Below are 22,945 nucleotides of genomic sequence, written 5' to 3' on the forward strand. Positions count from 1 at the left end.
CCGGCTATCTGGTGTAGCTGTAGTCGTACTGGTCCGCCAGCTTCTGCAGATCCGGGGCGCCACGCAGGTTGAGCGGCAGCGGATGCGTGTGCTTGTTTTCAGCGAAGATGATGTTGTGGTCGCTCATGCGCTGGCAGGTATTGGCCGCGATGGGGAAGCTGAGCTGCATGGCCGTGCCCATCTGCTCACGCAGGCATTTTACGTCGTTCTGGAACGGTTTGCGCCCGATTTCGGGTGTACATGCGCCCAGCACAACCAGACCGCATGCCAGCAGCCCGAGCCGGACGGGCAGTTTTTCCACAAGTTTCAGCTTCATCTCGACCCCGTCGCTTAAGCCGCGCCACACTGCCACGAAAGCGCCAGCGGCGATAGGGGACACAGCCCCGCCCCCGGCCCGCCGTGCCCGCAATGCATGGGTGCCTTACGTGAAATGCCGGGTACGGAAATCAGTCCCGCCACGCAGGGAATACCACAAATCGTGCATAGGTATTATCTGGATGCATAGGTGATATTACCGTGAACCGGATGACAGCGGGCGGTTATATTGCCACCCTCACTCGTTATTCTGATTTTTTGTAAATCATGCGTGATATATAAGAATTATAAATACAGGACTACCTGACTGTAAATTTGCTTCAGGATTGCGTATGCCTGTCACGCATTGTCACCGTCCCCCATCGATGCCTGAGGTAGAAGAATGAGATTACTGGCCGTCCATCCAAGCTCACTCATGTACACAAAGGTCTTCCTGCGTCTCGAACCGCTGGGGCTTGAACTGGTTGCCGGCGCCGCGCGCAACAAGGGACATGAGGTGGACATCATCGACCTGCAGGTCGAAAAACACGCGGATTACTGGGAGCGTATCGAAAAGTTCAGGCCACACGCGGTCTGCTTTTCGGGCAACTACCTGGCCAATGTTCCCGAAATCATTGACCTGTGCAAGGAAACGCGCCGGCGCCTGCCCAACGTGTTCCTGTTCCTGGGTGGGCATTCCATCTCGTTCATCGCGCGTGATGTGCTTTCCCTGTCCGACGGGGCGGTCAACTGCATCCTGAAGGGCGAAGGCGACGCCACCGTCGGCCCGCTGCTGGAAGCATGGGAACAGGGCCGCGACCTGACCACCGTGCCCGGCGTCGTGACCATGGATGGCGAAGGCCCGCCGCCCATCTTCGTTGAAAGCCTTGATGAAGTCCGCCCCGCGCGTGACCTGCTGCGCCATCGCCGCAAATACTTCATCGGCACGCTGGATCCGGCGGCGTCCATCGAATTCGCGCGTGGCTGCCCGTGGGACTGCACGTTCTGTAGTGCATGGACCTTCTATGGCCGCTCCTACCGCACCGCCAGCGCCGAGGTGATTGGCGAGGAACTGCAGGAAATCAAGGAGCCCGGCATCTTCATCGTGGATGACGTGGCCTTCGTGCATGCCGAACACGGCCTGGCCATCGCCAACGAGATCAAGCGCCGCAACATCCAGAAAGAATATTACCTTGAAACCCGCGCGGACGTCCTGCTGCGCAACAAGGAAGTGTTCCGCGTCTGGAAGGAAATCGGGCTGAGCTACATCTTCATCGGGCTGGAAGCGGTCGATGCGGAGGGGCTGAAGCGGTTCCGCAAGCGCGTGTCGATGGATCGTAACTTCGAGGCGCTGGATTACGCGCGCTCGCTGGACCTGATCGTGGCCATCAACCTGATCGCCGATCCGTCATGGGACCGCGAACGCTTTGAGGTGATCCGCCAGTGGTGCCTGGAAATCCCGGACATCGTGAACATTTCGGTCACCACCCCCTATCCCGGCACCGAGATATGGGAAAGCGAGTCCCGCAAGCTGACCACGCGCGACTACCGCCTGTTCGACATCCAGCACGCCGTGATGCCGACCACCCTGCCGCTGAACGAGTTCTATGAGGAACTGGTCAAGACCCAGCAGATCCTGAACAACAAGCATCTGGGCTGGAGCGCGATCAAGGACACGCTGGGCATTGCGCTGCGTCTGGCGCTGCGTGGGCAGACCAACTTCCTGACCATGATCTGGAAGTTCAATTCGGTCTTCAACCCGAAGCTGCAGATGGCCGACCACGCGCAGAAGCCGAAATATGAAATGCCGCTCAAGCCCGAAGGCACGGACCAGCAGGTCGATCGCACGACGCTGTATGTCCATGGCCCGGCTGGCCGCAAGTCGCGCAAGCTGGATGACGATACCGAAAAGTTCGTCGATGAAACCCGCATGAGCACGGTTGACTGACCGCGCGGACAGACTGGAATGAAAAAGGCCGGTGCATATGCACCGGCCTTTTTTCATGCCCTGGGGTCCTGTTGACGGATACGCTATGGAATATCGGGCGCTTTTTCCATCATGAGCGATAACATAAGGAACGGGCGCAGCCCGGCCTTTACGCGACCGGCAGCGCCGCCGCGGCCTTGCGGATGGCCTGCGCCATGGCTTCCACCCCGTTGCCCCGATTGGTGGACAGCGCCTGCACCAGCCCGAGGTCGCGCAGGAAGCCCGGATCCGTATTGAGAATTTCCTCCCGGCTGCGACCGGAATAAACCCGCAGCAGCAACGCCACCAGACCCGACACGATGGCCGCGTCCGACGCCCCGGCCAGATACAGGACGCCGTCCCCTGGCTGCGCTTCCATCCATACCTGGCTCTGGCAGCCCGGCACGCGGTGCGCGTCATCCTGCCACTGTGGCGGGAAGGGCGGCAGCTTGCGGCCCAGTTCTATGATGTACTGGTACCGCTGCATCCAGTCATCGAACAGGGCCAGTTCATCACCAATCTCGGCAATGGCGTCGGCGGCGGTATCGTCCTCGGGCTTTACGAAGGGGTCGGTCATCATCTTTCCTGTTACGCGTGAAATCGGTCGGGTCCTGCCCACCGGCATCCGGCCCGACCGTGGCCTTCCATGTATCCGCCTTACAGGATAAAGCGGCTCAGATCACCCTTGCTGGCCAGCGGGGCAACCTTGTCGCGCACGTCGCCTGCATCGATGACAACGGCCTGCCCCGCGCGGTCGGCGGCGGTGAAGGAGACCTCTTCCAGCAGGCGTTCCAGCACGGTGGCAAGACGCCGCGCGCCGATATTCTCGACCCGTTCATTGATGTCCGCCGCCAGTTCCGCCAGCGCGTCGATCGCATCGTCGCTGAAGGACAGCGTGACCTTTTCCGTGCCCATCAGCGCCACGTACTGCTGAAGCAGCGAATGTTCCGGCTCGGTCAGGATGCGACGCAGGTCCTCACGCGTCAGCGACGCCAGTTCCACCCGGATGGGCAGCCGCCCCTGCAATTCGGGCAGCAGGTCGGAGGGCTTGGCGATATGGAACGCGCCGGAAGCGATGAACAGGATATGATCCGTGCGCACGGGGCCGTATTTGGTGGAAACGGTCGTGCCCTCGATCAACGGCAGCAGGTCGCGCTGCACCCCTTCACGCGAGACATCGCCACCGCGCGAGCCGCCTTCGGATGCGCGGGCGCAGACCTTGTCGATCTCGTCCAGGAAGACAATGCCGTGATCCTGCGCATGGATGACGGCCTCACGCGTCAGGGCGTCGGTATCGAGCATCTTGTCCGCTTCCTGCCGGATCAGGGCGGCGCGGGCGGCGGCGACCGTCATGCGGCGCTGCTGCGGCATGCGGTTCATGAAGCCCTTCATCATGTCGGAAAAATTGATGACGGCCCCCGGCGTCATGTTCGGCATGTCCGCGGGCGACGGAGTGCCGCCCTCGGCTATCGAAATCTCGACTTCCTTGGCCTCCAGTTCCCCCGCGCGGAGCATGCGCCGGAACTTGTTCTTCGTCTCGGCGGAAGCCCCCTCCCCCACCAGCGCGTCCAGAAGCAGGTTTTCAGCCGCGAGTTCGGCCTTGGCCTCCACATCCTTGCGGCGCAGGTCGCGCAGCATGTTGATCGAGACCTCCACCAGGTCGCGCACGATGCTTTCCACATCGCGGCCCACGTACCCGACCTCGGTGAATTTGGTGGCCTCGACCTTCAGGAACGGGGCCTGCGCCAGCCTGGCCAGACGGCGTGCGATCTCGGTCTTGCCGCAGCCGGTCGGCCCGATCATGAGGATGTTCTTGGGCACGACCTCCTCACGCATCGCATCGGGCAGTTGCGCGCGCCGCCAGCGGTTGCGCAGCGCGATGGCCACCGCCCGCTTGGCGTCACCCTGGCCGATGATGTAGCGGTCGAGTTCGGATACGATCTCGCGCGGGGAATGATTGGGAAGTTCCATTACGCCGCTCCGTCCTGCGTATCCGTGCCCAGTGTCTCCACAATGACGGAATGGTTGGTATAGACACAGATGTCACCGGCGATTTTCATGGACCGCCGTGCGATATCCACCGCCCCGAGCCCCTCGATCCCCAGCAGCGCGCGCGCGGCGGACAGCGCGTAATTGCCGCCCGACCCGATGGCGATGATGCCGTCTTCAGGCTCCAGCACATCGCCATTGCCGGTCAGGGTAAAGGAGCGTTCGGCATCGGCCACGGCCATCATGGCTTCCAGCCTGCGCAGGTAGCGGTCGGTTCGCCAGTCCTTGGCCAGTTCGACACAGGCGCGTTCAAGCTGGTTGGGGTAGCGTTCGAGCTTGTTTTCAAGCCGTTCCAGCAGGGTGAAGGCATCCGCCGTGGCCCCGGCGAACCCGGCAAGGATCTGCCCCGTGGGGCCGATACGGCGCACCTTGCGCGCATTGCCCTTGATGATGGTGGCGCCCAGCGTCACCTGTCCATCGCCGGCCATGGCCACCTGGCCTGCGCGCCGGACACACAGAATGGTCGTACCATGCCACCCGACCGGGTCATGGGAAGATGAATGATGATCTTGCATGGTGATAGAGATAAAACCTTCTCCTGCCAGCGCAAGGGGCATCCACCCCATGCAGGCATGCCCTCATGCCTCCTGCGCCGCGCGGCTCATGATCCGGTCGATATGGGCGGCAAGGTCGGCGCGGGTGAAGGGCTTGTGCATGACATCGGCGCTGCCCGCGGGCAATGCGCCCGCATTGGCGTAGCCGGTCAGGTACAGCACGCGCAGGCCGGGACGCAGCGCCTGAAGGCGGTGCGCCGTCTCCAGCCCGCCCATGCCCGGCATCATGACATCCATGATCACGAGATCGATCGGTCCCGGCCCCTGCTCCATGGCGCGCACGGCGTCCGGGCCGCTGGCGTATTCGCGCACGTCATGCCCGCGCGCGCGCAGGAACCCGGCCGTGACCGCCCGCACCCCCGGCTCGTCATCCACCACCATGACATGCAGCGCCCGGTCCGCCCCGCCCCGGGCCGCGACCAGCGCGCCACCCGCGGCCGGGGCGTCACCACGCGCCGCACCGGCCTGCACGGGCAGGCACAGGTCAACGCGCGTGCCCGCCCCCGGCTGGCTGCGCACCTGCACCTCCCCCCCCACATGGCGGATGAAGCCATAGATCATGGACAGGCCCAGCCCGGTGCCACGCCCCACGTCCTTGGTGGTGAAAAACGGTTCGAACACACGGGCCAGCGTTTCAGGGGACATGCCCACACCCTGATCGATGACGGAAACCATGATGTATTCACCGGGCACCAGATTCGTGCCCGCCACGATTTCCTTCACCCGTTTCAGCGCGGTGGAAACCCGGATCACGCCGCCGCCGGGCATGGCGTCCACCGCGTTGATGCACAGGTTGAGCACCGCGAGTTCGAGCTGGCCCGCATCCGTGCTGACCGGCGGCAGGACACCTTCCGACGCGGCGGTATCCACCACGATGGTGCATGGCGCGCCACCATCCTTGCCCTGGCGGGAGACCACGGTCTGGGCCAGCAGATCCTTCATGCCGTGCAGCAGGGCGTTCACATCCACCGGCTCAAGGCTCAGGTCGCGCGGGCGGCTGAAATTGAGCAGCCGCCGCGTCAATGACGCCCCACGCTGGGCGGCGGCGGAGGCATTGTCCAGAAGCCGCGCCATCGGCCCGCTTTCCGGCCCCATGTCGCGCACCAGTTCAAGCGAACCCAGCACGGCGGTCAGCAGGTTGTTGAAGTCATGGGCGATCCCGCCCGCAAGCGTGCCCAGCGCCTGCATCTTTTCCGCCTGCCGCAGCCGGGCCGCCATTTCCTGCTGGCGGGTGACATCGCGGTTGATCACGACGGAACAGGCCGTGCCATCCCCCAGCGCGCCCAGCACCACGCGCGTGATCTCGCGCCACCGCCCCTGCGCGCCGCCGCGTATATGGGCGGGCAGTTCAAGGGTTTCCTCGTCGCGGCCCTCGGTGCGCAGGCGTTCCTGCGCCGCACGGATGATGGGCAGGAGTTCGGCGTCGCACAGTTCCTCTTCCGTCTGGCCAAGGCAGGCGGCGATGTCGCGGCCATAAAAGTCGGCCGCCTGCTGGTTGATGCGGATGAAGCGGCCCTGCGCGTCCTTGAACCCCAGGCCAGAGCGCAGGTTGTCGAGCAACCCATGCAGCAGCATGCGCTCGGTACGCAGTTCACGTTCCAGCCTGTGGTAATCCGCCGCCTGCACGATCATGGCGCGCAGGGCGTCGGGATCCCATGGCTTGTGGGAATAGAACGAAATACGCCCCTGATTGAGTGCCGCCGCCACCGCGCCGATATCGGCATAGCCCGTCAGCAGGATCGCCTGCGCGTCGCAGGTCTCCCTTGCGCGCGCCAGCATGACATCGCCGCCCATTTCAGGCATGCGCTGGTCGGACACGATCACATCCACATCATGGCGCGTGGACAGGATTTCCAGCGCCGCGAGGGGGGATGTGGTGGACAGCACGGTAAAGGTGTCTTCCAGCAGGTCCGTCAGGGCGACGAGGATCTCCGCCTCGTCATCCACCAGCAGGACAACGGGGCGCGGCTGTGCGGCGTGGTCGGTCTTCATTGGTCTGCAACTCCCTGCCGCAAGGATTCGGGACGCGGGGGTTCGGGATGCGTCCGGTGGGCCGGATCTGGGGTGGCGGCCGGACCCGGTGGCAGGCTCTCGCCGCCCGGCCCCGCGTTCCACGGTACGGAAATGGTGAAGCGCGCGCCACCCTGCGGCGCCCTGCTGACGGAAAGGCTGCCATGATGCGCCTGCACCACGCTGTAGGCGATGGCCAGCCCCAGCCCGGTGCCCGCGCCCACCGGCTTGGTGGTGAAAAACGGCTCGAAAATGCGTTCCTGCACATCGGGCACGATGCCGGGGCCGCTATCGGTAATGACGAAGACATAGCTGTCCTGCCCGCCTTCCCTGTGCGCAAGGAAGGTGTGAATCTCGATCTCCCCTTCCGCGATGCCGCTGCGGGCGGACATGTCATCGGGCTGGGCGGCGAGGATCGCGTCGGCGGCGTTGCTGATGATGTTCATGATGACCTGGTTGAGCAGGGCGGCCTGACAGTACAGCCGCTCCGGCGCCTCGTAACGCCGCCGGACCACGATGCCGCTACCCAGCTTCTGGGTCAGGAGCGCCATGACCGTTTCCAGCGCCTCGGGCACGTCGATCAACTGGAACAGCCCTTCATCCAGCCGGGAGAATTTACGCAGGTTCAGCACGAGGTTCTGGATGCGCCGCAACCCCATGTTCATCGACCCGATCCGGTCGCAGCATTTGTTCAGGATGGCCTCGCGGTCCGCAAGCCCGTCATCGGTGCAGGCCGCTTCCAGCCCCTTCAGCCGTTCCAGCCCGCGCGCCACGGTATCCTTGTGCGCAAGAATGAAGGCGAGCGGATTGTTGATCTCATGCGCGATCCCGGCCACCAGTTCACCCAGCGAGGCCATCTTGGCCGTCTGCACCAGCTTGCCCTGTGTCTCGATCAGCTTGCGGTTGGCGTCGGCCAGTTCGCGGTTGGCCTGTTCCAGCGCCTCCGCCAGGGATGCCTTGGAGGCGATGGCCGCCGCCTGCGCGCGCGCGCTTTTGACCGCGACCTCACGCGCCTGGCGCTCCATCTCGATCCGGCGCACGTCATCTTGCAACAGCTTGCGCCGCACCAGCACGCGAATGCGCAGCGCAAGGGCCGCCGGCCCCACATCGCGTGAGACGAGATCGTCTATCCCCGCCTCGAACACCCGCGCCGAGAACGCGCGCGCATCCGGGCGCGGGCCGCCATCCACCCCCAGGATGCGCGGCGGCACGTTGCCCGACAGCAGATCCTCCTGCCGCCACCCATCCAGCCTGCGGCACACTTCCAGCCCGTCGAATTCCTGACAGGCCAGGTCGATCACCACGCAGTCGGGCACATGGTCGGGGTCGTGCAGCAGGGATGGCTCAAGCCGCGCCGGGTCGTGACACAGCGTGACGATATGCCCGTCGCGCCGCAACTGCCCGATCAGTTCGGGCACCGCCTGCTGGCATGTGGGTTCGGGGGCGATGACCATGATGCGCGCGCGGCGGAAGACCCGCTCGGGCCGCAGGCTGGGCGCATGGGCCGCATGTTCGCGCAAAAGCGCGCGGATACGGAAGACGATCAGCGCCGGATCGGAGGATTTGGGAATATAGGCGTCCGCCCCGCTTTCCAGCCCCTCGCGCTCCAGCCCCGGCTCGATCCCTTCCGTCAGGATCAGGACGGGAATGGTGCGTGTCACCGCGTTCATGCGCAACTGCCGGGCAAGCTGGCCGCCATTCATGCCCGGCAGGTGATAGTCCGCGATCACCAGCCCCGGCAGGCGCTCATCCAGCGTGTCGAGCGCGTCCTCCCCGCTGGCCACGCGGTGGACGTGAAAGCCGTGCCCTTCGAGCATGCGGCGGATGCGCAGCGCCTGTGTGTCCGAATCCTCGACCAGCAGCAGCGTATCCGGGTCATCCTTTCCATTGGTCAGGGGCATGGGGGCGCGATCATCCTTCCAGAAGTCTGTCGATGGGCGCCTGGCTGCCCGCCAGAAGCCTGAGAATATGCGGGCCGATCTCATGCACCGGCAGGCTTATGCACGCCGCATCCGCCTGTTCGGCGGCGCCGGGCATGCCATGGATGACCGAGGTGCTGCGGTCTTCGGCAATCGTGTAGCCCCCGCGTGCGCGGATGCGGCCAAGCCCTTCCACGCCGTCTTCTCCCATGCCTGTCAGCAGCACGCCAAGACCATCGGCCCCGAAGACCCGAGCGACGGAGGAAAACAGCACATCGGCCGAAGGGCGCTGCCCCTGCACCTGCGCGTCGTCATGCAGCACGGCCTCGCCATGCGTGCCCACCGTCATGTGCCGGTTGCCCGGCGCCACCAGAACCTGCCCGCGCGCCAGCGGCGTGCCATGCCGCGCCAGCATGACCGGCAGGGGAACCTGCTGGTCCAGCCACTGGGCGAAGCCTTCCATGAACGGTTCGCCCATATGCTGCACCAGAACCACCGGCAGCGCGAAATCGGCGGGCAGGTCCCCCAGCACGCGCGCAAACGCGGTCGGCCCCCCGGTGGAGGCGGCAAGGGCGAGGATACGGGGGTGAATATCCAGCGGGCGGGCCCGCGCGCCCTGCGGGGGGAACGGACCGGCCTGGGGCAGGCGGCGGCGGATGACCGGGACCTGGCTCATGATATAGAGCTGTGTCGCGATCCCCGCTGCCGTGGCCCCCCCGCCGGACAGGCCCTGCGGTTTCTCGACAACCGCCAGCGCACCCGAGCGCAGCGCGTTCATGGAGACATGTGTGCTCTCGCCCCCCACCGTATCGCTCACGATCACGATGGGGGTGGGAAAATGCGCCATGATCTGGCGGGTGGCTTCCAGCCCGTCCATGCCGGGCAGGCAGATATCCATGGAGATCACGTCGGGGCGCAGGTGCGGAACCAGGCGCAGGGCTTCTTCCGCCGTTTCCACGGCCTGAAGCAGTTCAAGGCGCGGATCGCTGGCGACCACGCGCATGAGCAGGTGCCGCAGGACCGCCGAATCCTCCACGATCAGCACGCGGCGCGGGGGGATGGGCAGGCTCACAACAGGCCCCTTATGGTATCGATCAGTTCGCCCTGATCGAATCTCTGCTTGGTCAGGTAGGCGCGCGCGCCGCCTTCCATGCCCCGGCGCACGTCCTCGCCCTCATCGCGCGAGGTCATGAGCACGACCGGGATATCCGCCAGATGCGGGTCGGCCCGCATGGCGGCCAGCAGGTCGAAGCCATCCATGCGCGGCATTTCCACATCCGTCACCACCACATCGACATGCCGCGTGGACTGCTGGAGTTGCGCGAGGGCTTCCTCCCCATCCACCGCGAGACAGACATCATAACCATGGGACTGGAGGATCGTTTTCTGCAATGTCCGGGTCGTGATCGAGTCGTCCACCACCATGACCAGCGGCGCATGGCGCACCGGCGCCACGGCGGCCGCGTCATCCACATCGCTGAAGCGCACGGCCCCCCCGTTGCCGCGCAGGCGCCAGCGCGCGAACAGCCGGTCGGGGCTGAGCACGAAAACCGGCTGGTCCTCACGCGGCCAGGCGATGCCGGGGACCAGTTCACTGTCAAGCCCCACGGCGGTGGCGTCCGACACCAGCAGGGTGCGCACATCCACCATGCGCTCCACGGCAAAGCCGCAGCGCACGCCATCAACCTCCATCACCGCGACGCTGACCGCGCCATCACGCACCGGCAGGGGCGCGTCCTCATCCCCCACGAAAGCCAGCAGCGGGACCAGCGGAACCAGTTCTTCCGCCTGCCCCGCGGTCTCGCGCGCGGGCTGGACGCCATCGGGCGGGCGCGGCACCACGCCGAAGGGCAGGCCGTTGAGCATGCGGATATCCTCGCGCCGTATGCGCAGCAGGTGGCGGATGACCCGCCCCGGCAGCCCCAGCGTCTGGCCCGCGTTTTCCACCAGCAGCACCGTGCGCTGGCGCTGCGAGACCGGCACGGTCAGGGTGACCGTGGTCCCGGCGGGCTGGCGCTGTTCCATGCGCACGGTGCCGTGCAGGGCACGCGCCGCTTCCGCCACGACCGACAGGCCCACCCCGCGCCCGGCCAGGCTGTCGGCCTGACCGCGCGTGGAAAAGCCCGGTTCGAACACGCGCGCCAGCAACTGGCGCGCATCCAGCGGCGCATCGGCATGGACCAGCCCCTGCCCCGCCGCGCGCGCGGCAATGGCGTGCAGGTCCGGGCCACGCCCGTCATCACTGACCGCGACCTGAAGCCGCACCCCGGTCAGGGTGACGGAAATGGTGATGTTGAGCCGTTCGGACTTGCCCGCCTTCAGCCGCTGGGCGCGCGTTTCGTACCCATGGACGATGGCGTTGCGCACCAGGTGGATGACCGGGTCGCGCAGCGCCTGCATCACGCGCCGCTCGGTCTGGACCCCCATGCCGTGCATATGCACATCCACCCCGGCCTCCGGCCCGCCATGTTCACGCGCGATGCGCCGCGCCATGGGGGCAAGCGAGCCGAACACGCTTTCCGCCGGGACGAGGGTGACGGCATGCACTTCCTCCCCCAGCCGCAAGAGCGCGCGGTCGATCTGGCCGGCCATGAGTTCACGCTCCCGCCCCACCGCCATGAGCCTGCGCGTCATGCGGCCGAATTCGGCCACCGGGTCGGCGCGCATGCGTTCGGGCGCATGCATGACGGCGCGTGAATCCGCCAGCAGGTCCATGACCCGCGCCCACAGCCGCTCATGCCGGTCCGCGACCGACATGAGATCATGCACGGCGGAGGCCAGCGCATCGAGCCGCGCCACGGGCACCTGCACATAGGCCGCGTTTTCCGCGGGCAGGGGCGCGTCAGGCGGGACGTCGGCTGCCGGTGGCGCGGATGTCATGATCAGGTCGATCTCGTCAAGCGTATCGGCAATGGCCTTCAGATCGGCCGCGTCGGGCAGGGTGCTGGCGGCCAGCAGGCCGGACAGGCGGTTTTCCAGCGTGTGGGCCACGCCTTCCACCCCCGGCAGTTCCACCGCGCGGGCCGCTCCCTTCAGGGAATGGATGCGGCGGAATATTTCCGCCACATCGCGCCGGCTGGTACAGCCCGACGCCATGACGGCCCGGATGGCGCGCAGGTGGTCGCGATATTCGGCGTCGAATACCGCCAGCAATTCGTCCCGAAGGCTCTCCACGGCCTTGCCGTCAGGTCCGGTAGCGCGCGGAGATGGTCAGCAACTGCTTGGACAGCTTGCCCAGGTTGCTGGCGGATACTTCCAGGTTGCGGGTTCCGGCCGATGTCTGCTGGCTGGCCTGGCGGATGCTCTGGAGCGCCGTCATGACCTGTTCGATCCCGATCTGCTGCTGGTTGGTCGAGGCCACGATCTGCTGGAAGGCATGCACCCCTTCCTCGATCCCGCCGGTCATGCGCTCGATGGTGCGATACGCGATGTCGGTCCGTTCCCGACCGGCGGAAACGCGCTTGACCGCCTCCTCCGTCAGCATGACGGAGGTGTTGATGCCGCGCTGGATGTCACCCAGTATGGCGCGCACGTTCTGCGTCGCGTCACGCGACTGGTCGGCCAGGATTTTCATCTCGGCGGCCACCACGGCGAAGGACCGCCCGTGCTCGCCCGCCGCCGCCGCCTCGATCGCGGCATTGAGCGCGAGCAGGTGCGAACGCTCCGACAGGTCATTGACGGTGGCGATGATCTCGCTGATCGCCTCGGTCCGTTCGGACAGGGCCACGATGTTCGAGGCCACGGCCTCGGCCCCGTCATGGGTATGGGCCATGGCGCGGGCGGTTTCCTCCACCGCCTCGAGGCCGCTGGCCGAACTGTGGACGATCACCTCCGCCGAGGAAATCACCTCCCGCGCGCGCTTGCTGATCTGCGCGCCGGAATGGGTGATCTCGTCCACCGTGGCCGCCGTTTCCTGCACGGCGGCGAACTGTTCCTCCACGCTGGCGGCCTGCTGCTGGGTGGAGGCGCGGATCTCGGCCACCGCCGTATCCAGGTTCTGCGTCACCTCGCCACTCTGGCGGGCGATTTCGCGCAGGCCGTCGATCATGCGGTTCAGACCCGCGGCAAGGCGGGCGACCTCATCGCGTTCCTCGCCCATGCCACCTACCTTGGCGCGCGTGGCCAGATCGCCCTGCCCCACGCGCTCCATCACATGCATGATGGAGGAGATCGGCTCCATGATGGAGCGCCGCGTCCAGAACGTGACGATCAGCGCCACGACAACGGCCAGCCCCATGCCAATGGCCAGTGAGCGGCGGCTGTAGTCATAGGAGGCGGCGCCCTGCGTTTCCGCCACCTGCACGCCGTGGTCCAGCAGGGAGGCGGCCCGGCTGACCAGCAGGTCGATGGACTGTTCGCGACTGTCGATACGCGACGCCTGTTCACGCACGCTCGTGTCGTTCGCCGCCCGCATGGCCTGGAACAGCATGCCCGCCGCGCGCGTATCCATCTGGAACTGGCCGGAAATATCACGCAACTGCGCGGCGACGGTATTGAACATCTCGCGCTGGTCGTCGCTGCGCGCAAGGCGTCCGGCCTCTTCCGAGCGGGAAAGCACGCCCGCCAGCAGGCCCTCGGCCTCACGCGATTTTTCGTCCCAGCTTGCAATGGCGTCTTCCAGCACAGCGGGCGCGTTCTCGAAATCATGCGCGTAGTAATGGGCGAGGATGGCAAGACGGCGCGCCACCAGATCGTTCTCGTTGGCGCGGATATGCGTCAGTTCGCGATAGACCGACAGATCCCGCGTGACGATGAGGGTCATTTCATCGCGCACCTCACGGATCTGCCCCAGCGCGTAAATACCCAGCGAGACCAGGAGCAGGACACCGACCATGAAGCCGAACAGCAGGCGATTGGCGATTGTCACGGGATTTCACACTCCGACATAACGGGAAGAAAACAGGCGCGCGGGGTCGATAACGGTCAGGCCGCGCCCATCGGGCAGGTGCGCCTGCGGAAAGCCAGATGGGGTGAGCGGGGTGGGTGTTCCGGCAATTTCCACCGTGCCGGTCGCCGCCGTGGCCAGCAGGGCGATACGCCCCAGCGGAATACTGGAAACCGAGCGCAGCAGCAGCATCACCCCCGGATTGTCCAGCCGCGCCCCCCCCAGCAGCACCGACAGGTCGAACACGGTGTACAGATCGCCCTGATAGCCATGCACGCCCCGCACGCCCGGCGGGCAGTCGGGCCTGCGCGGCATGTCGCTCCAGACCGGGTCGGTCACGCGCAGCACGGCGTGCAGGTCCACCCCGCAGGACTGTCCGGCAAGGTCAAGCATGACCAGCGGGCGGCGCGCCGTGGCGTCCGCATCATACCCACGCGCGGCCATGATGCGCGCGCGTTCGCGCAGCACGCGCCGGGCGAACGCGTCGCCCCCGGTGGGGGAATGGTCGGGGCCCTGGGCCTTCATGACGGAACCCGGGCCTGCTGGATGGCGGGCCTGTCACTGATCTGGCGCACCAGGCGCAGCAGGCCGCCCGCCGTCAGGCCATCCCCATCGGGCAGGACCATGTCGGGGGGGCAGCGGCGGACAAGATCGATCATCTGCTGGCGCAGCCTGCGCGCCTGCGCCCAGCCGCCACTGTCTTCAAGCATGCGGGCAAGGTAGCAGCGCGCCATGACATGGTCACGACACAGGTAGATGACACGGCGGAACGACTCCTCGGCCTGCAACAGCGATCCTTCACCCCACGCCAGCACGGCGAACAGGAAATGGATGCGGGCATCGACCGGGTGGCGGGCCAGATAGTCACGGCACATCTGCATGCCGCGCCGGACATGCCCGCTATCGGCCACACGCCGGATCTCGGTGGCGATGGCGGTGCTGTCCGCCACGCGGGCGGGCAGCGCGACCGGCGGGGCGTCGCGCCGGGGCGCACGCGGCGCCACGGGTTCGGGCGGCTGGCCCGTGGCCGGGCGGGCGGCGCGGAAGGCCAGCGTGCCCGGCAGGCGCACGGTCTCGAGAAACGGGCTGAAATCGGACACCGGCTCCGAATGGCCCTGCAGCAGCCAGCCGCCGGGGGCCAGGCGGTCCGCCATGGCGCGTACCAGCCCCACCGCCTGCGCCTGCGCGAAATAGATCAGCACGTTGCGGCACAGGATCAGGTCGAACGGACCGGCGGGGCCGCCATCGGGCCGCAGCAGGTCAAGGATGTTGCTGTAGCTGAAACGGACCATGCGGCGGTAGCGGTCATGCAGCCGCCACGTGCGCGCGCCGACCGGGGCGAACCAGGCCTGCCGCCGGGCGGGGGGGATGTCACGCAGGGTCCAGGCGCTGAATTCCGCCTGCCGGGCCTGTTCAAGCGCGCGGTCGCTGATATCGGTGCCCAGAATTTCGATGTGCCAGTCCGCCACCACCATGTCCGCCTCTTCCAGCAGGCGCGTGAGCAGGATGGCCAGTGAATAGGGTTCGGCGCCGTTTGAGCAGCCGATACTCCATACCCGCAGGTGCCGCGTCGCCGCCGCGCGGCGGATCAACTGTGGCAGGATGGTGTGTTCAAGCGCCTGGAACTGCTCGGCATAGCGGAAGAAGAAGGTCTCCCCGATGGTAATGGCCGATTCCAGCTCGCGCCATTCGGCATCGCCCCGCGCCTCATCGGACAGCAGCGCCAGATAGTCGTGGCAGGTAAGACAGCCATGCAGCCGCATGCGCGCGCCGACCACCTGTTCCAGCAGGTCGGTCTTGTCCACATAATAATGCAGCCCGGTACGCAGGGTCACGGCATTGACCAGCCGCCGGAAACCGGCGGGCGGAAAGGCGGCCGGTCCGGTCATGGATGGCCCTCCGCCTCATCCCCGGCGCCCGCCCACAGTGCGGCGCGGGCGTGCGTGCGCGCCATGAGGTCATCGAGCCGCATGCGCTCGCCCCGTGTCAGGATGTCGGCCATGCGCAACATGCAGGCAATACTGCCATCCTTCAGTTCCAGTTCCTGCCCCGCACACTCCACCTCCGGCCCCGCGCCGTCAACAGGCCCCGCCGTCAACAGGCCCGCGCGCGTCACCTCACGCGCGCCGTCCACCAGCAGCGCCACATGGCCACCGCCCTCCAGCTTGCACAAAAGCAGCGGGCGGTAGAGCAGGTCCACCGGCTGGCTGACCGCGCGCGCGCGTTCGCCCAGCAGCACGCCCAGGTCGAGCACCACCACCCTGGCGGCCCCCAGCCTGAACCAGCCCGACACATGCGGCAGCGCCACCGCCAGCGGCAGCAGTTCGGGCACCGGCATGCATTCGCGCACGACCTGCCCTGCGGGCAGGCCATAAAGCCGTTCCCCCACGCGAAAGACCATGACCGGCGCGATTTCCGCGCGGTCCGGCCCGGGCCCGCCGCCCTGATGTGCCGTGGCGTGATCCATATGGTTACGCAACCTGCTGTTTCCCATATGCACAAGGCAGAAGTTTGCATTTAATACAAGCCATCGCTACCTCGGGCAGGAATGCGTTTCCTTCAATTCGGGGAAGCTGCCCCGTGGCCGGAGTCTTGTTTCGATGGACAGTCCCATTTCCAATCCCTCACCGGAGCGCGCGCCCGCACGGGCGAGCCGTGGCATCAACATAGCGCGTATCCTGCGGGTGACGGTGTGGTCGGTTTTCTATTTCCTGTTCTATCTGGTCCAGCAGGTCTCCGAACTCGTCGCCCCGCTTGTCCTGATCCTTGGCATCGGCTGGAGCCTGCTGCCGCATGTCATGGGCATCGCGACCAACGCCGCCGGCAGCGACCCGCAGACGCGCGACATGATCGCACGGGTGGCGCATTCCATTCCCGACCATCTGGAAGTGGGCACGCACCTGCTCACGCCGTCGGCGCTCGTGTTCGACGGGCTTGCGCTCATGGCCACGGCCGCCCTGTGCGCCACACTGTCCACCATCGCCGCGCGCACCATGTAAAGACGGGACGGACCCAGCCGCATGTTCCGCCTGCATGATGTCAGTTACGCCTATGGCGACAGCCGCACGGGGCAGGCCGCGCTGTCGCATGTCAGCCTTGATGTGCCGCAGGGTGAATTCCGCTGGCTGCTGGGGCCATCGGGGGCGGGCAAGTCATCGCTTCTGTCCATCCTTTCACTTGAGGCGCAGGCCAGCGCGGGAATGGTCGAGATACTGGGCGTGCCGGTCATGCAGGCGCGCCGTGGCGCGCTTGCCCGCCTGCGCAGGCGCATCGGCAGTGTGCATCAGGACTTCCGGCTGCTGCCCGACCTGAACGTGTTTGACAACGTGGCCCTGCCGCTGCGGCTGCAACACCGCGCGGAAGCCGAGATCAGCCATGAGGTCCATGCCATCATGAAATGGGTGGGGCTGGAAAACCGGCTCGACGCGCTGCCCCCCCAGCTTTCGGGCGGGGAGCAGCAGCGTGTCGCGATCGCACGCGCCGTGATCTACCGCCCGGCGCTGCTGGTGGCCGATGAACCGACCAACGCGCTTGATGAACGCCAGGCCGCGCGCCTGCTCATGATGTTCCACCGGCTGGCCGAACTGGGCACCACCATCGTCGTGGCCACCCATAACGACGCGATAGTACGTAAATACCCCGCCCCCGCCATTGAACTGGCGCACGGCCATCTGGTGCAGGAGTACCGCTGATGGCCCGCAGGCGCTACCATGACGGGCTGGCCCTGCATCAGGCCCTGCCGGGGCGCTTCCTGCCCTTTCTCGTGGCGGCCATGTCCTTTCTGGCCGCGCTGGCGCTGGCGGGCGGCATCGCGGCGCATTCCCTGTCCCAGCGCTGGACCCATGGGGCGGGCGCGGTCACGACCGTACAGGTGCCCGCCCCCGACGAACCAGCCAGCCGCCCGGCCGCTACCGGCCCTTCCGGCCCGTCTTCCACACGCATAACCGTGGTGCTGGATCTGCTGGCCACCACGCCGGGCGTTGTCAGCGCCCACCGCCTGAGTGACGCAGAACTGCGCGCCCTGCTGGCCCCATGGATAGAACAGGCCGGCGGGCAGGCGCTCCCCCTGCCCGCCGTGATCGAACTGCGCACCCTGCCGGGCCACAATCCGGCGCCCGACCTGCTGGACCGGCTGCAGGCCCGCGCGCCGGGGGTGATGATGGAGCATGACAGCGTGTGGAGCGACCGGCTCGCGGCCCTGGCCCGCAGCCTTCAGGGCTGCGCGCTTCTGGCGGTCCTGATCGTGATGACGGTGGCGGTGTGCGTGGTGATGGCCGCGACCCGCGCCGGGCTCCAGACCCGGCGGCAGGCCATTGCGCTGATCCACGCGCTGGGCGCGTCGGATGGCTATATTTCAGGCCGCTTCGCTTCGCGCGTGACGCTGCTGGCGCTGGGCGGCGGCCTGTGCGGCAGTGTGCTGGCGCTTCCCATGCTGCTGGTCATGTCGCAGCTTGCCGCCCCGTTCACCACCCTGACCGACCCGGCGGTCACGGCCCCGATGGACTGGCACGACCCATGGGACCGGATCGACGCGCTGCCGCATGCGCTGTTATGGATGCTGCTGGCCCTGCCGCCCGCGGCGGGGCTGACCGGGTGGATCACGACCCAGATGACCGTGCGGGCCTGGCTGCGCCGCCTGCCATGAAAAGATCCCGCCATTACAGGCGCGCACGCGCAAGCTGGCGCTGTTACGTGCTGCGCGCCTGCCTGCTGGCCACGGCCATGGCATGGGGCGTGGGGCTGGCATGGTTCGTTCACGACGCCATGCGCCCGCCTTCTCCCCCGCCGCATGCGGACGGGATCGTGGCGCTGACGGGTGGGCAGGGCCGGATCGAGGAATCGCTGCGCCTGCTGGCGGATGGCGATGCGGACCGGCTGCTGATTTCGGGCGTGGACCTGCACGCGACGCTGGAGGATTTCCTGCACCGCCTGCCCCAGCCCGTTCCCCTGCCGCTATGGACCCGCACCACGCTGGGCCGGCGCGCCACTTCCACGCTGGGCAATGCGGACGAGACGGCGGGCTGGGTCCACGCCAACAACATCCACAGCCTGATTGTCGTAACGGCGGGGTATCACATCCGCCGCGCCCTGCTGGAAATATCGCGCACCATCCCCGATGTCCGGCTGTATGGTTACCCCATACGCTCACCCGCGCTGCAACACCTGTTCCACCCCGCGACGCTGCGGCTCATGGTTGTGGAATATGACAAATGGCTGCTGGCCTGTCTGGACCTGCCACGCCTGACCCGTCCGCTGCACAGCCTGGTCCACCGTTCCGATACGCGCGCCGGAATTCCCGAGGGGCTGGGCTGATCTGGCGCCCGGCTTGTCGTGGCGGTCGTTTTCTGGTGTTAGGATAGCCGCATTCCACCCTGATGGACCTGTTTGCAATGACCCTACTGCGCGCGCTTGTGTTCAACCTGTATTTCGTGCTGCTGACCATCGTGATGGGCGTTGTCGCGTTTCCCATCCGGCTGTTCGCGCCGGGCCGCGCGCTGGCCTATGCCAAGCTGTGGACGGGGCTGACCCTGCGGGGGCTGCAATGCATCTGCAAAATCCGCATACAGGTCAGCGGCAGGGAACATCTGCCCGGCGGTTCCTGCCTGCTGGCGTGCCAGCACCAGTCCGCCTTTGACACGCTGGTGTGGATGAACCTGGTGCCGCGCCCCACCTATGTCATGAAACGCGAACTGGAGCGGATCCCGCTGGTCGGCCCCATGCTGCGGCTGAGCGGCATGATCCCGGTGGACCGTGATGGCGGGGCCAGGGCGCTGCGCGCGCTGCTTGCGGCAACCGACACGGCCGTGGAGGACCGGCGCCAGATCATCATCTTCCCCGAAGGCACGCGCACGCCCCCCGGCGCGCCCGTGCGCCTGCAACCCGGCATTGCGGCGCTTGCCGCCCATACCGGCGTGCCGGTCATTCCCGTGGCGACGGATGCGGGGCTGCACTGGGGGCCCAACGCGCTGGTCAAGCATCCGGGCACGATCCATATCGTCATCGGGGCGGCGCTGCCATCGGGGCTGCGGCGCGCGCAACTGCTGCCCGCCATCGGCACGGCGTGGCGCGGGCTGTGCGCCAGTCACAACCTGCCCGTCCCGGCCCCCGAGGTCAGGCCCGCCGCGTAGTTACGGGGCGCGAGCGGTCAGGATTGCCCGTCGCGTTGCGCCTGAAGGGCCGCGACCTGCTGGCGCAGATCCATGATTTCCTGCAACAGGTTTTCCACCGTACGGTCGCCCGCATGCTCGCCCGCGTAAAGCGATGTGAACAGCGACATGACGTGGCGCGCCACGGCGTCGTTCTCCCGCCCAGGCGCCTCCAGCCCGCCCGGGGTGGCCGTTGGGGGCTGGCGGTCCATGAACCCGGCCATCATGCGTTCCAGATAGTCCGAGACCTCGCCCTGCCGGCTTTCGCCATAGCAGCGGATGAGCTGGCGCAGGAAGGCCACCGGCAGCATGGCGCGGCCACGGGTTTCCTCCTCCAGCATGACCTGGGCGAGAACTCCACGGGTTATGTCATCGCCCGTGCGGGCGTCGAGAATGACAAAGGCACGATCCTGCTTGACCATGTCCATCAGGTTCTCAAGCGTGATGTATGCAGAAAGCTCGGTATCGTACAGCCGCCGATTTGCATATTTCTTGATGACAACCGGGGCAGAAGATACCGACAAATGCCTACCTTTCGCATGGATCGGGCGCGGCACGCGCCAATCCGCCATGGCCCTAGCGCCCACGGACCGCGGGCAACAGGGCTACCTGTTCATACAGCATAACACACTGGCGGGCCATGCGGCGAAGGGTCGATCCGGCCTCCGGGCGCGAAACGGTACCCGCTTTCCCCCTTGTAACGCATCTTCCCGCCCGATGGTTACGGACCGCCCATCCCCTGTTTCTCCTTACCTGCCTGCCTGAATTCAGGGAAACACGCGGTCGGCTGTCGTTGCGGGCGCGCTGGATCGTGACGTATTATGTCAGAACCTGTCCTTCTCTTTACGTAACCGCGCCAGCGCCGCGACATCGGGCGCGCGCAGGAAGGGATTGGTCGCCCGCTCCACCGCCAGCCGCACCGGCAGCGTGGGCAGGCCCCGCCGCCGCAGGTCGTCCACCCGCGCCGCGCGCTCCCGCAGCGCGGCATTCGCCGGATCGACATGCAGCGCGAAACGCGCGTTGGACTGCGTATATTCATGCCCGCAGCAAAGCAGCGTATCATCCGGCAGGGCGGAAATGCGCTGGAGGCTCGCGAACATGTCCGCCGCCGTGCCCTCGAACAGTCGCCCACACCCCATGCTGAACAGCGTATCCCCGCAGAACAGGGCGGGACCGGCGGGAAAGTAATACGAAACCTCGCCCGATGTATGGCCCGGCGTTGCGATGACCTCCGCCGCCGCCTGCCCCAGATGAACCACATCACCATCGCGCACCGCGATGTCGAGCGGGGGCAGGCGGTACGCATCCGCCGCCGCCCCCACGATCCGCGCGCCATAGCGGGCACGCAGGGCGGCGGCGGCGGCAATATGGTCGGTATGGTGATGGGTAAGGAAAATCAGGTCCAGCCTGCCTCCTGCCGCCTCTATGGCCGTGACCAGGGGTGTTTCCTCCGCCGGGTCGATCAGGCCCGCGGCCCCGGTCGCGCCGTCATGGACGAACCATGCGTAATTGTCCGACAGGATGGGAATCGCCCTGATGGAAAGCTGCTGTGTCATGACTGTCCTCCATGCCCGTATCGTATTCGTCCCACCCCCGGCCATGGCATGATAGCGGCGGCCACAGGGTGTGCTAGTATGCGCCGATGCCAGCCGAACTGCATATCGCCGCAAATTTCTATGCCTCCCGCCGGGGGCGGATCGCCGCACGGCTGCTGGCCCAGCGCATGGCCGCCTTCTGGCCGGAAGGGGGGGCGGGGCGTATTCTGGGCCTTGGCTACGCGCTGCCGTTCCTGCCGCTGTGGGACCGGGCGGAGACACCCTGCCTGTCCGCCCGGCTTGATACGCATGTAACGCGCCAGGCCCCACCGTGGCACGGGCGGGACTGCGTTGCCAATGGCCTGTCCCTGCCGTTCGAGGATCTGAAGTTCGACCGCATCGTACTCATCCATGCCCTTGAGGTCTGCGAGGACAAGAGCAGCCTGCTGCGGCAGGTCTGGAAAATACTCAAGGATGACGGCAGGCTGCTGCTCGTGGTGCCCAACCGGGCCGGTTTGTGGGCGCATGCGGACAACTCCCCCTTCGGGCAGGGCACGCCGTTTTCGCGCCGCCAGATCAGCCGCTGGCTGGGGGATGCCTGCTTTCATGCGGAGCGGCATGAAGACGCGCTGTACATTCCCCCCGCCGGCCCGTGTCCCGCCGGGCCGGTCGGCATGGTGGAATGGACGGGGCGCACCCTGTTCCCCCGCCTTGGCGGTGTATGCATGATCGAGGCGGTGAAGGACATCTATGCCGGTATTCCCGCCCGGCCCGCCGCCATGGTGCCCGCCGGGCTGGGCCTGCGGCGGGCGCGGGTTTTCCCGCGCCTGTTCACGCCCCGGCCACCGCCGGGGGATGCGCAGAATACTTGACCAATTTTACTGAAATCTTCATGAACATGGTCCCATGTCGCTGATTCAATCCCTCAAGCTCGTCATTGCCCCGCCGCACCCGGCCGCGCGCCCCTTTCTCCTGGCCTCCGGCGTGGGGGCCGTGGTCGGGCGGCTGCTGCCATTCAGGCTGACAAAATGGCTCGGCACGGCCAGTGGCCTGTTCTTCGGGTTCTGCCTGTATTTTTTCCGTGACCCCGAACGTGTCACGCCCGCAGCGCCCGATGTGGCCGTCGCCCCGGCGGACGGGCATGTCGTCTCGATCCAGAAGATCGCGCCGCCACCGGAACTGGACATGGGCGATACCCCGGTGTGGCGTATCGCGACCTTCCTGTCCGTGCTGGACGTGCATGTGAACCGCATGCCGGTTGCCGGGACCGTCACACGGGTCGCCTACCATCCGGGGCAGTTCCTGAACGCCAGCCTCGACAAGGCATCGGAACTCAATGAACGCAACGCCCTGCGCCTGAGCCTGAAGGACGGGCGGCAGGTGGCGGTCGTGCAGATCGCGGGGCTGATCGCACGGCGCATCCTGTGCGACGCGGAAGAAGGCATGCAGTATGAAACGGGCGAGCGTTTCGGCCTGATCCGTTTCGGCTCACGCACGGACCTGTATTTGCCCGCCGATGTCACCCCGCTGGTCGAGGTCGGGCAGACCATGATCGGTGGCGAAACCGTAATGGCGCGGCTCTGATCG

At 66.7% G+C, this 22,945-nt stretch carries 22 protein-coding genes; 8 read left to right on the forward strand and 14 right to left on the reverse strand.

Features of this window, described 5'->3' with window-relative positions:
- Nucleotides 1-4: 4 nt before the first annotated feature.
- Complete coding sequence (locus LDL28_RS05325; protein WP_233057541.1) at nt 5-316, reverse strand: hypothetical protein; 312 nt, start codon at nt 314-316, stop codon at nt 5-7.
- Between the two features lie 381 nt (nt 317-697).
- Between LDL28_RS05325 and hpnR the strand changes: the two genes are divergently transcribed.
- Complete coding sequence (hpnR, locus tag LDL28_RS05330; protein WP_233057542.1) at nt 698-2,242, forward strand: hopanoid C-3 methylase HpnR; 1,545 nt, start codon at nt 698-700, stop codon at nt 2,240-2,242.
- 148 nt (nt 2,243-2,390) lie between these two features.
- Here the strand turns inward: hpnR and LDL28_RS05335 are convergent, their stop codons facing one another.
- The 11 genes from LDL28_RS05335 to LDL28_RS05385 form a co-directional block, all read right to left on the reverse strand.
- On the reverse strand, nt 2,391-2,837 hold the full coding sequence (locus LDL28_RS05335; RefSeq protein WP_233057543.1) for a SufE family protein: 447 nt from the start codon (nt 2,835-2,837) through the stop codon (nt 2,391-2,393).
- An 80-nt stretch (nt 2,838-2,917) separates the two neighbouring features.
- Complete coding sequence (gene hslU / locus LDL28_RS05340) at nt 2,918-4,231, reverse strand: ATP-dependent protease ATPase subunit HslU (RefSeq protein ID WP_233057544.1); 1,314 nt, start codon at nt 4,229-4,231, stop codon at nt 2,918-2,920.
- Nucleotides 4,231-4,824, reverse strand: a complete 594-nt coding sequence (gene hslV / locus LDL28_RS05345; RefSeq protein WP_233057545.1) for an ATP-dependent protease subunit HslV — start codon at nt 4,822-4,824, stop codon at nt 4,231-4,233. The genes hslU and hslV overlap by 1 nt, the downstream gene beginning before the upstream one ends.
- Nucleotides 4,825-4,887: 63 nt before the next feature.
- A complete protein-coding gene (locus LDL28_RS05350; RefSeq protein WP_233057546.1) occupies nt 4,888-6,855 on the reverse strand; it encodes a response regulator in 1,968 nt (655 codons plus the stop codon).
- Nucleotides 6,852-8,774 (reverse strand): response regulator, encoded by a 1,923-nt coding sequence (locus LDL28_RS05355; protein WP_233057547.1) that lies wholly within the window; start codon nt 8,772-8,774, stop codon nt 6,852-6,854. The genes LDL28_RS05350 and LDL28_RS05355 overlap by 4 nt, the downstream gene beginning before the upstream one ends.
- A gap of 10 nt (nt 8,775-8,784) precedes the next feature.
- On the reverse strand, nt 8,785-9,864 hold the full coding sequence (gene cheB, locus LDL28_RS05360; protein WP_370636236.1) for a chemotaxis-specific protein-glutamate methyltransferase CheB: 1,080 nt from the start codon (nt 9,862-9,864) through the stop codon (nt 8,785-8,787).
- Nucleotides 9,861-11,966: a response regulator gene (locus LDL28_RS05365; RefSeq protein ID WP_233057548.1), complete on the reverse strand. Its 2,106-nt coding sequence runs from the start codon at nt 11,964-11,966 to the stop codon at nt 9,861-9,863. Before LDL28_RS05365 ends, cheB begins: the two co-directional genes overlap by 4 nt.
- A gap of 10 nt (nt 11,967-11,976) precedes the next feature.
- Nucleotides 11,977-13,659 (reverse strand): methyl-accepting chemotaxis protein, encoded by a 1,683-nt coding sequence (locus LDL28_RS05370; protein ID WP_233057549.1) that lies wholly within the window; start codon nt 13,657-13,659, stop codon nt 11,977-11,979.
- Between the two features lie 6 nt (nt 13,660-13,665).
- Complete coding sequence (locus LDL28_RS05375) at nt 13,666-14,202, reverse strand: chemotaxis protein CheW (protein WP_233057550.1); 537 nt, start codon at nt 14,200-14,202, stop codon at nt 13,666-13,668.
- Nucleotides 14,199-15,566 (reverse strand): protein-glutamate O-methyltransferase CheR, encoded by a 1,368-nt coding sequence (locus LDL28_RS05380; RefSeq protein WP_233057551.1) that lies wholly within the window; start codon nt 15,564-15,566, stop codon nt 14,199-14,201. The genes LDL28_RS05375 and LDL28_RS05380 overlap by 4 nt, the downstream gene beginning before the upstream one ends.
- On the reverse strand, nt 15,563-16,156 hold the full coding sequence (locus LDL28_RS05385; RefSeq protein ID WP_233057552.1) for a chemotaxis protein CheW: 594 nt from the start codon (nt 16,154-16,156) through the stop codon (nt 15,563-15,565). The genes LDL28_RS05380 and LDL28_RS05385 overlap by 4 nt, the downstream gene beginning before the upstream one ends.
- Before the next feature lie 121 nt (nt 16,157-16,277).
- Between LDL28_RS05385 and LDL28_RS05390 the strand changes: the two genes are divergently transcribed.
- The 5 genes from LDL28_RS05390 (at nt 16,278) to LDL28_RS05410 (ending at nt 19,805) form a co-directional block, all read left to right on the forward strand.
- The gene (locus LDL28_RS05390) at nt 16,278-16,676 is read left to right on the forward strand and encodes a hypothetical protein (RefSeq protein WP_233057553.1); all 399 of its coding nucleotides are present in this window, start codon (nt 16,278-16,280) and stop codon (nt 16,674-16,676) included.
- 21 nt (nt 16,677-16,697) lie between these two features.
- Complete coding sequence (locus LDL28_RS05395) at nt 16,698-17,369, forward strand: cell division ATP-binding protein FtsE (protein ID WP_233057554.1); 672 nt, start codon at nt 16,698-16,700, stop codon at nt 17,367-17,369.
- Nucleotides 17,369-18,322: an ABC transporter permease gene (locus LDL28_RS05400; protein ID WP_233057555.1), complete on the forward strand. Its 954-nt coding sequence runs from the start codon at nt 17,369-17,371 to the stop codon at nt 18,320-18,322. The genes LDL28_RS05395 and LDL28_RS05400 overlap by 1 nt, the downstream gene beginning before the upstream one ends.
- On the forward strand, nt 18,301-18,990 hold the full coding sequence (locus LDL28_RS05405) for a YdcF family protein (RefSeq protein ID WP_370636364.1): 690 nt from the start codon (nt 18,301-18,303) through the stop codon (nt 18,988-18,990). Before LDL28_RS05400 ends, LDL28_RS05405 begins: the two co-directional genes overlap by 22 nt.
- A 77-nt stretch (nt 18,991-19,067) precedes the next feature.
- Nucleotides 19,068-19,805: a 1-acyl-sn-glycerol-3-phosphate acyltransferase gene (locus LDL28_RS05410; protein ID WP_233057556.1), complete on the forward strand. Its 738-nt coding sequence runs from the start codon at nt 19,068-19,070 to the stop codon at nt 19,803-19,805.
- A 17-nt stretch (nt 19,806-19,822) separates the two neighbouring features.
- Here the strand turns inward: LDL28_RS05410 and phaR are convergent, their stop codons facing one another.
- On the reverse strand, nt 19,823-20,347 hold the full coding sequence (gene phaR / locus LDL28_RS05415; protein WP_233057557.1) for a polyhydroxyalkanoate synthesis repressor PhaR: 525 nt from the start codon (nt 20,345-20,347) through the stop codon (nt 19,823-19,825).
- Nucleotides 20,348-20,647: 300 nt separating this feature from the next.
- Nucleotides 20,648-21,379 (reverse strand): hydroxyacylglutathione hydrolase, encoded by a 732-nt coding sequence (gene gloB / locus LDL28_RS05420; protein ID WP_233057558.1) that lies wholly within the window; start codon nt 21,377-21,379, stop codon nt 20,648-20,650.
- Between the two features lie 86 nt (nt 21,380-21,465).
- Between gloB and LDL28_RS05425 the strand changes: the two genes are divergently transcribed.
- Together LDL28_RS05425 and LDL28_RS05430 are read left to right on the forward strand one after the other, a co-directional pair.
- Nucleotides 21,466-22,230 (forward strand): methyltransferase domain-containing protein, encoded by a 765-nt coding sequence (locus LDL28_RS05425; RefSeq protein ID WP_233057559.1) that lies wholly within the window; start codon nt 21,466-21,468, stop codon nt 22,228-22,230.
- Between the two features lie 34 nt (nt 22,231-22,264).
- Complete coding sequence (locus LDL28_RS05430) at nt 22,265-22,942, forward strand: phosphatidylserine decarboxylase (RefSeq protein WP_233057560.1); 678 nt, start codon at nt 22,265-22,267, stop codon at nt 22,940-22,942.
- The last annotated feature ends 3 nt before the right edge of the window (nt 22,943-22,945 follow it).

It is taken from the genome of Komagataeibacter sp. FNDCR2, from assembly GCF_021295395.1.
In the GTDB taxonomy this organism is placed as follows: Bacteria; Pseudomonadota; Alphaproteobacteria; order Acetobacterales; family Acetobacteraceae; genus Komagataeibacter.

Bases quoted from the DNA above. Each gene is read 5' to 3' on its own strand.
- LDL28_RS05325 (WP_233057541.1), bottom strand. From the start codon at position 316: ATGAAGCTGAAACTTGTGGAAAAACTGCCCGTCCGGCTCGGGCTGCTG.
- hpnR (WP_233057542.1), top strand. From the start codon at position 698: ATGAGATTACTGGCCGTCCATCCAAGCTCACTCATGTACACAAAGGTC.
- LDL28_RS05335 (WP_233057543.1), bottom strand. From the start codon at position 2,837: ATGACCGACCCCTTCGTAAAGCCCGAGGACGATACCGCCGCCGACGCC.
- hslU (WP_233057544.1), bottom strand. From the start codon at position 4,231: ATGGAACTTCCCAATCATTCCCCGCGCGAGATCGTATCCGAACTCGAC.
- hslV (WP_233057545.1), bottom strand. From the start codon at position 4,824: ATGCAAGATCATCATTCATCTTCCCATGACCCGGTCGGGTGGCATGGT.
- LDL28_RS05350 (WP_233057546.1), bottom strand. From the start codon at position 6,855: ATGAAGACCGACCACGCCGCACAGCCGCGCCCCGTTGTCCTGCTGGTG.
- LDL28_RS05355 (WP_233057547.1), bottom strand. From the start codon at position 8,774: ATGCCCCTGACCAATGGAAAGGATGACCCGGATACGCTGCTGCTGGTC.
- LDL28_RS05375 (WP_233057550.1), bottom strand. From the start codon at position 14,202: ATGAAGGCCCAGGGCCCCGACCATTCCCCCACCGGGGGCGACGCGTTC.
- LDL28_RS05380 (WP_233057551.1), bottom strand. From the start codon at position 15,566: ATGACCGGACCGGCCGCCTTTCCGCCCGCCGGTTTCCGGCGGCTGGTC.
- LDL28_RS05390 (WP_233057553.1), top strand. From the start codon at position 16,278: ATGGACAGTCCCATTTCCAATCCCTCACCGGAGCGCGCGCCCGCACGG.
- LDL28_RS05395 (WP_233057554.1), top strand. From the start codon at position 16,698: ATGTTCCGCCTGCATGATGTCAGTTACGCCTATGGCGACAGCCGCACG.
- LDL28_RS05400 (WP_233057555.1), top strand. From the start codon at position 17,369: ATGGCCCGCAGGCGCTACCATGACGGGCTGGCCCTGCATCAGGCCCTG.
- LDL28_RS05410 (WP_233057556.1), top strand. From the start codon at position 19,068: ATGACCCTACTGCGCGCGCTTGTGTTCAACCTGTATTTCGTGCTGCTG.
- gloB (WP_233057558.1), bottom strand. From the start codon at position 21,379: ATGACACAGCAGCTTTCCATCAGGGCGATTCCCATCCTGTCGGACAAT.
- LDL28_RS05425 (WP_233057559.1), top strand. From the start codon at position 21,466: ATGCCAGCCGAACTGCATATCGCCGCAAATTTCTATGCCTCCCGCCGG.
- LDL28_RS05430 (WP_233057560.1), top strand. From the start codon at position 22,265: ATGTCGCTGATTCAATCCCTCAAGCTCGTCATTGCCCCGCCGCACCCG.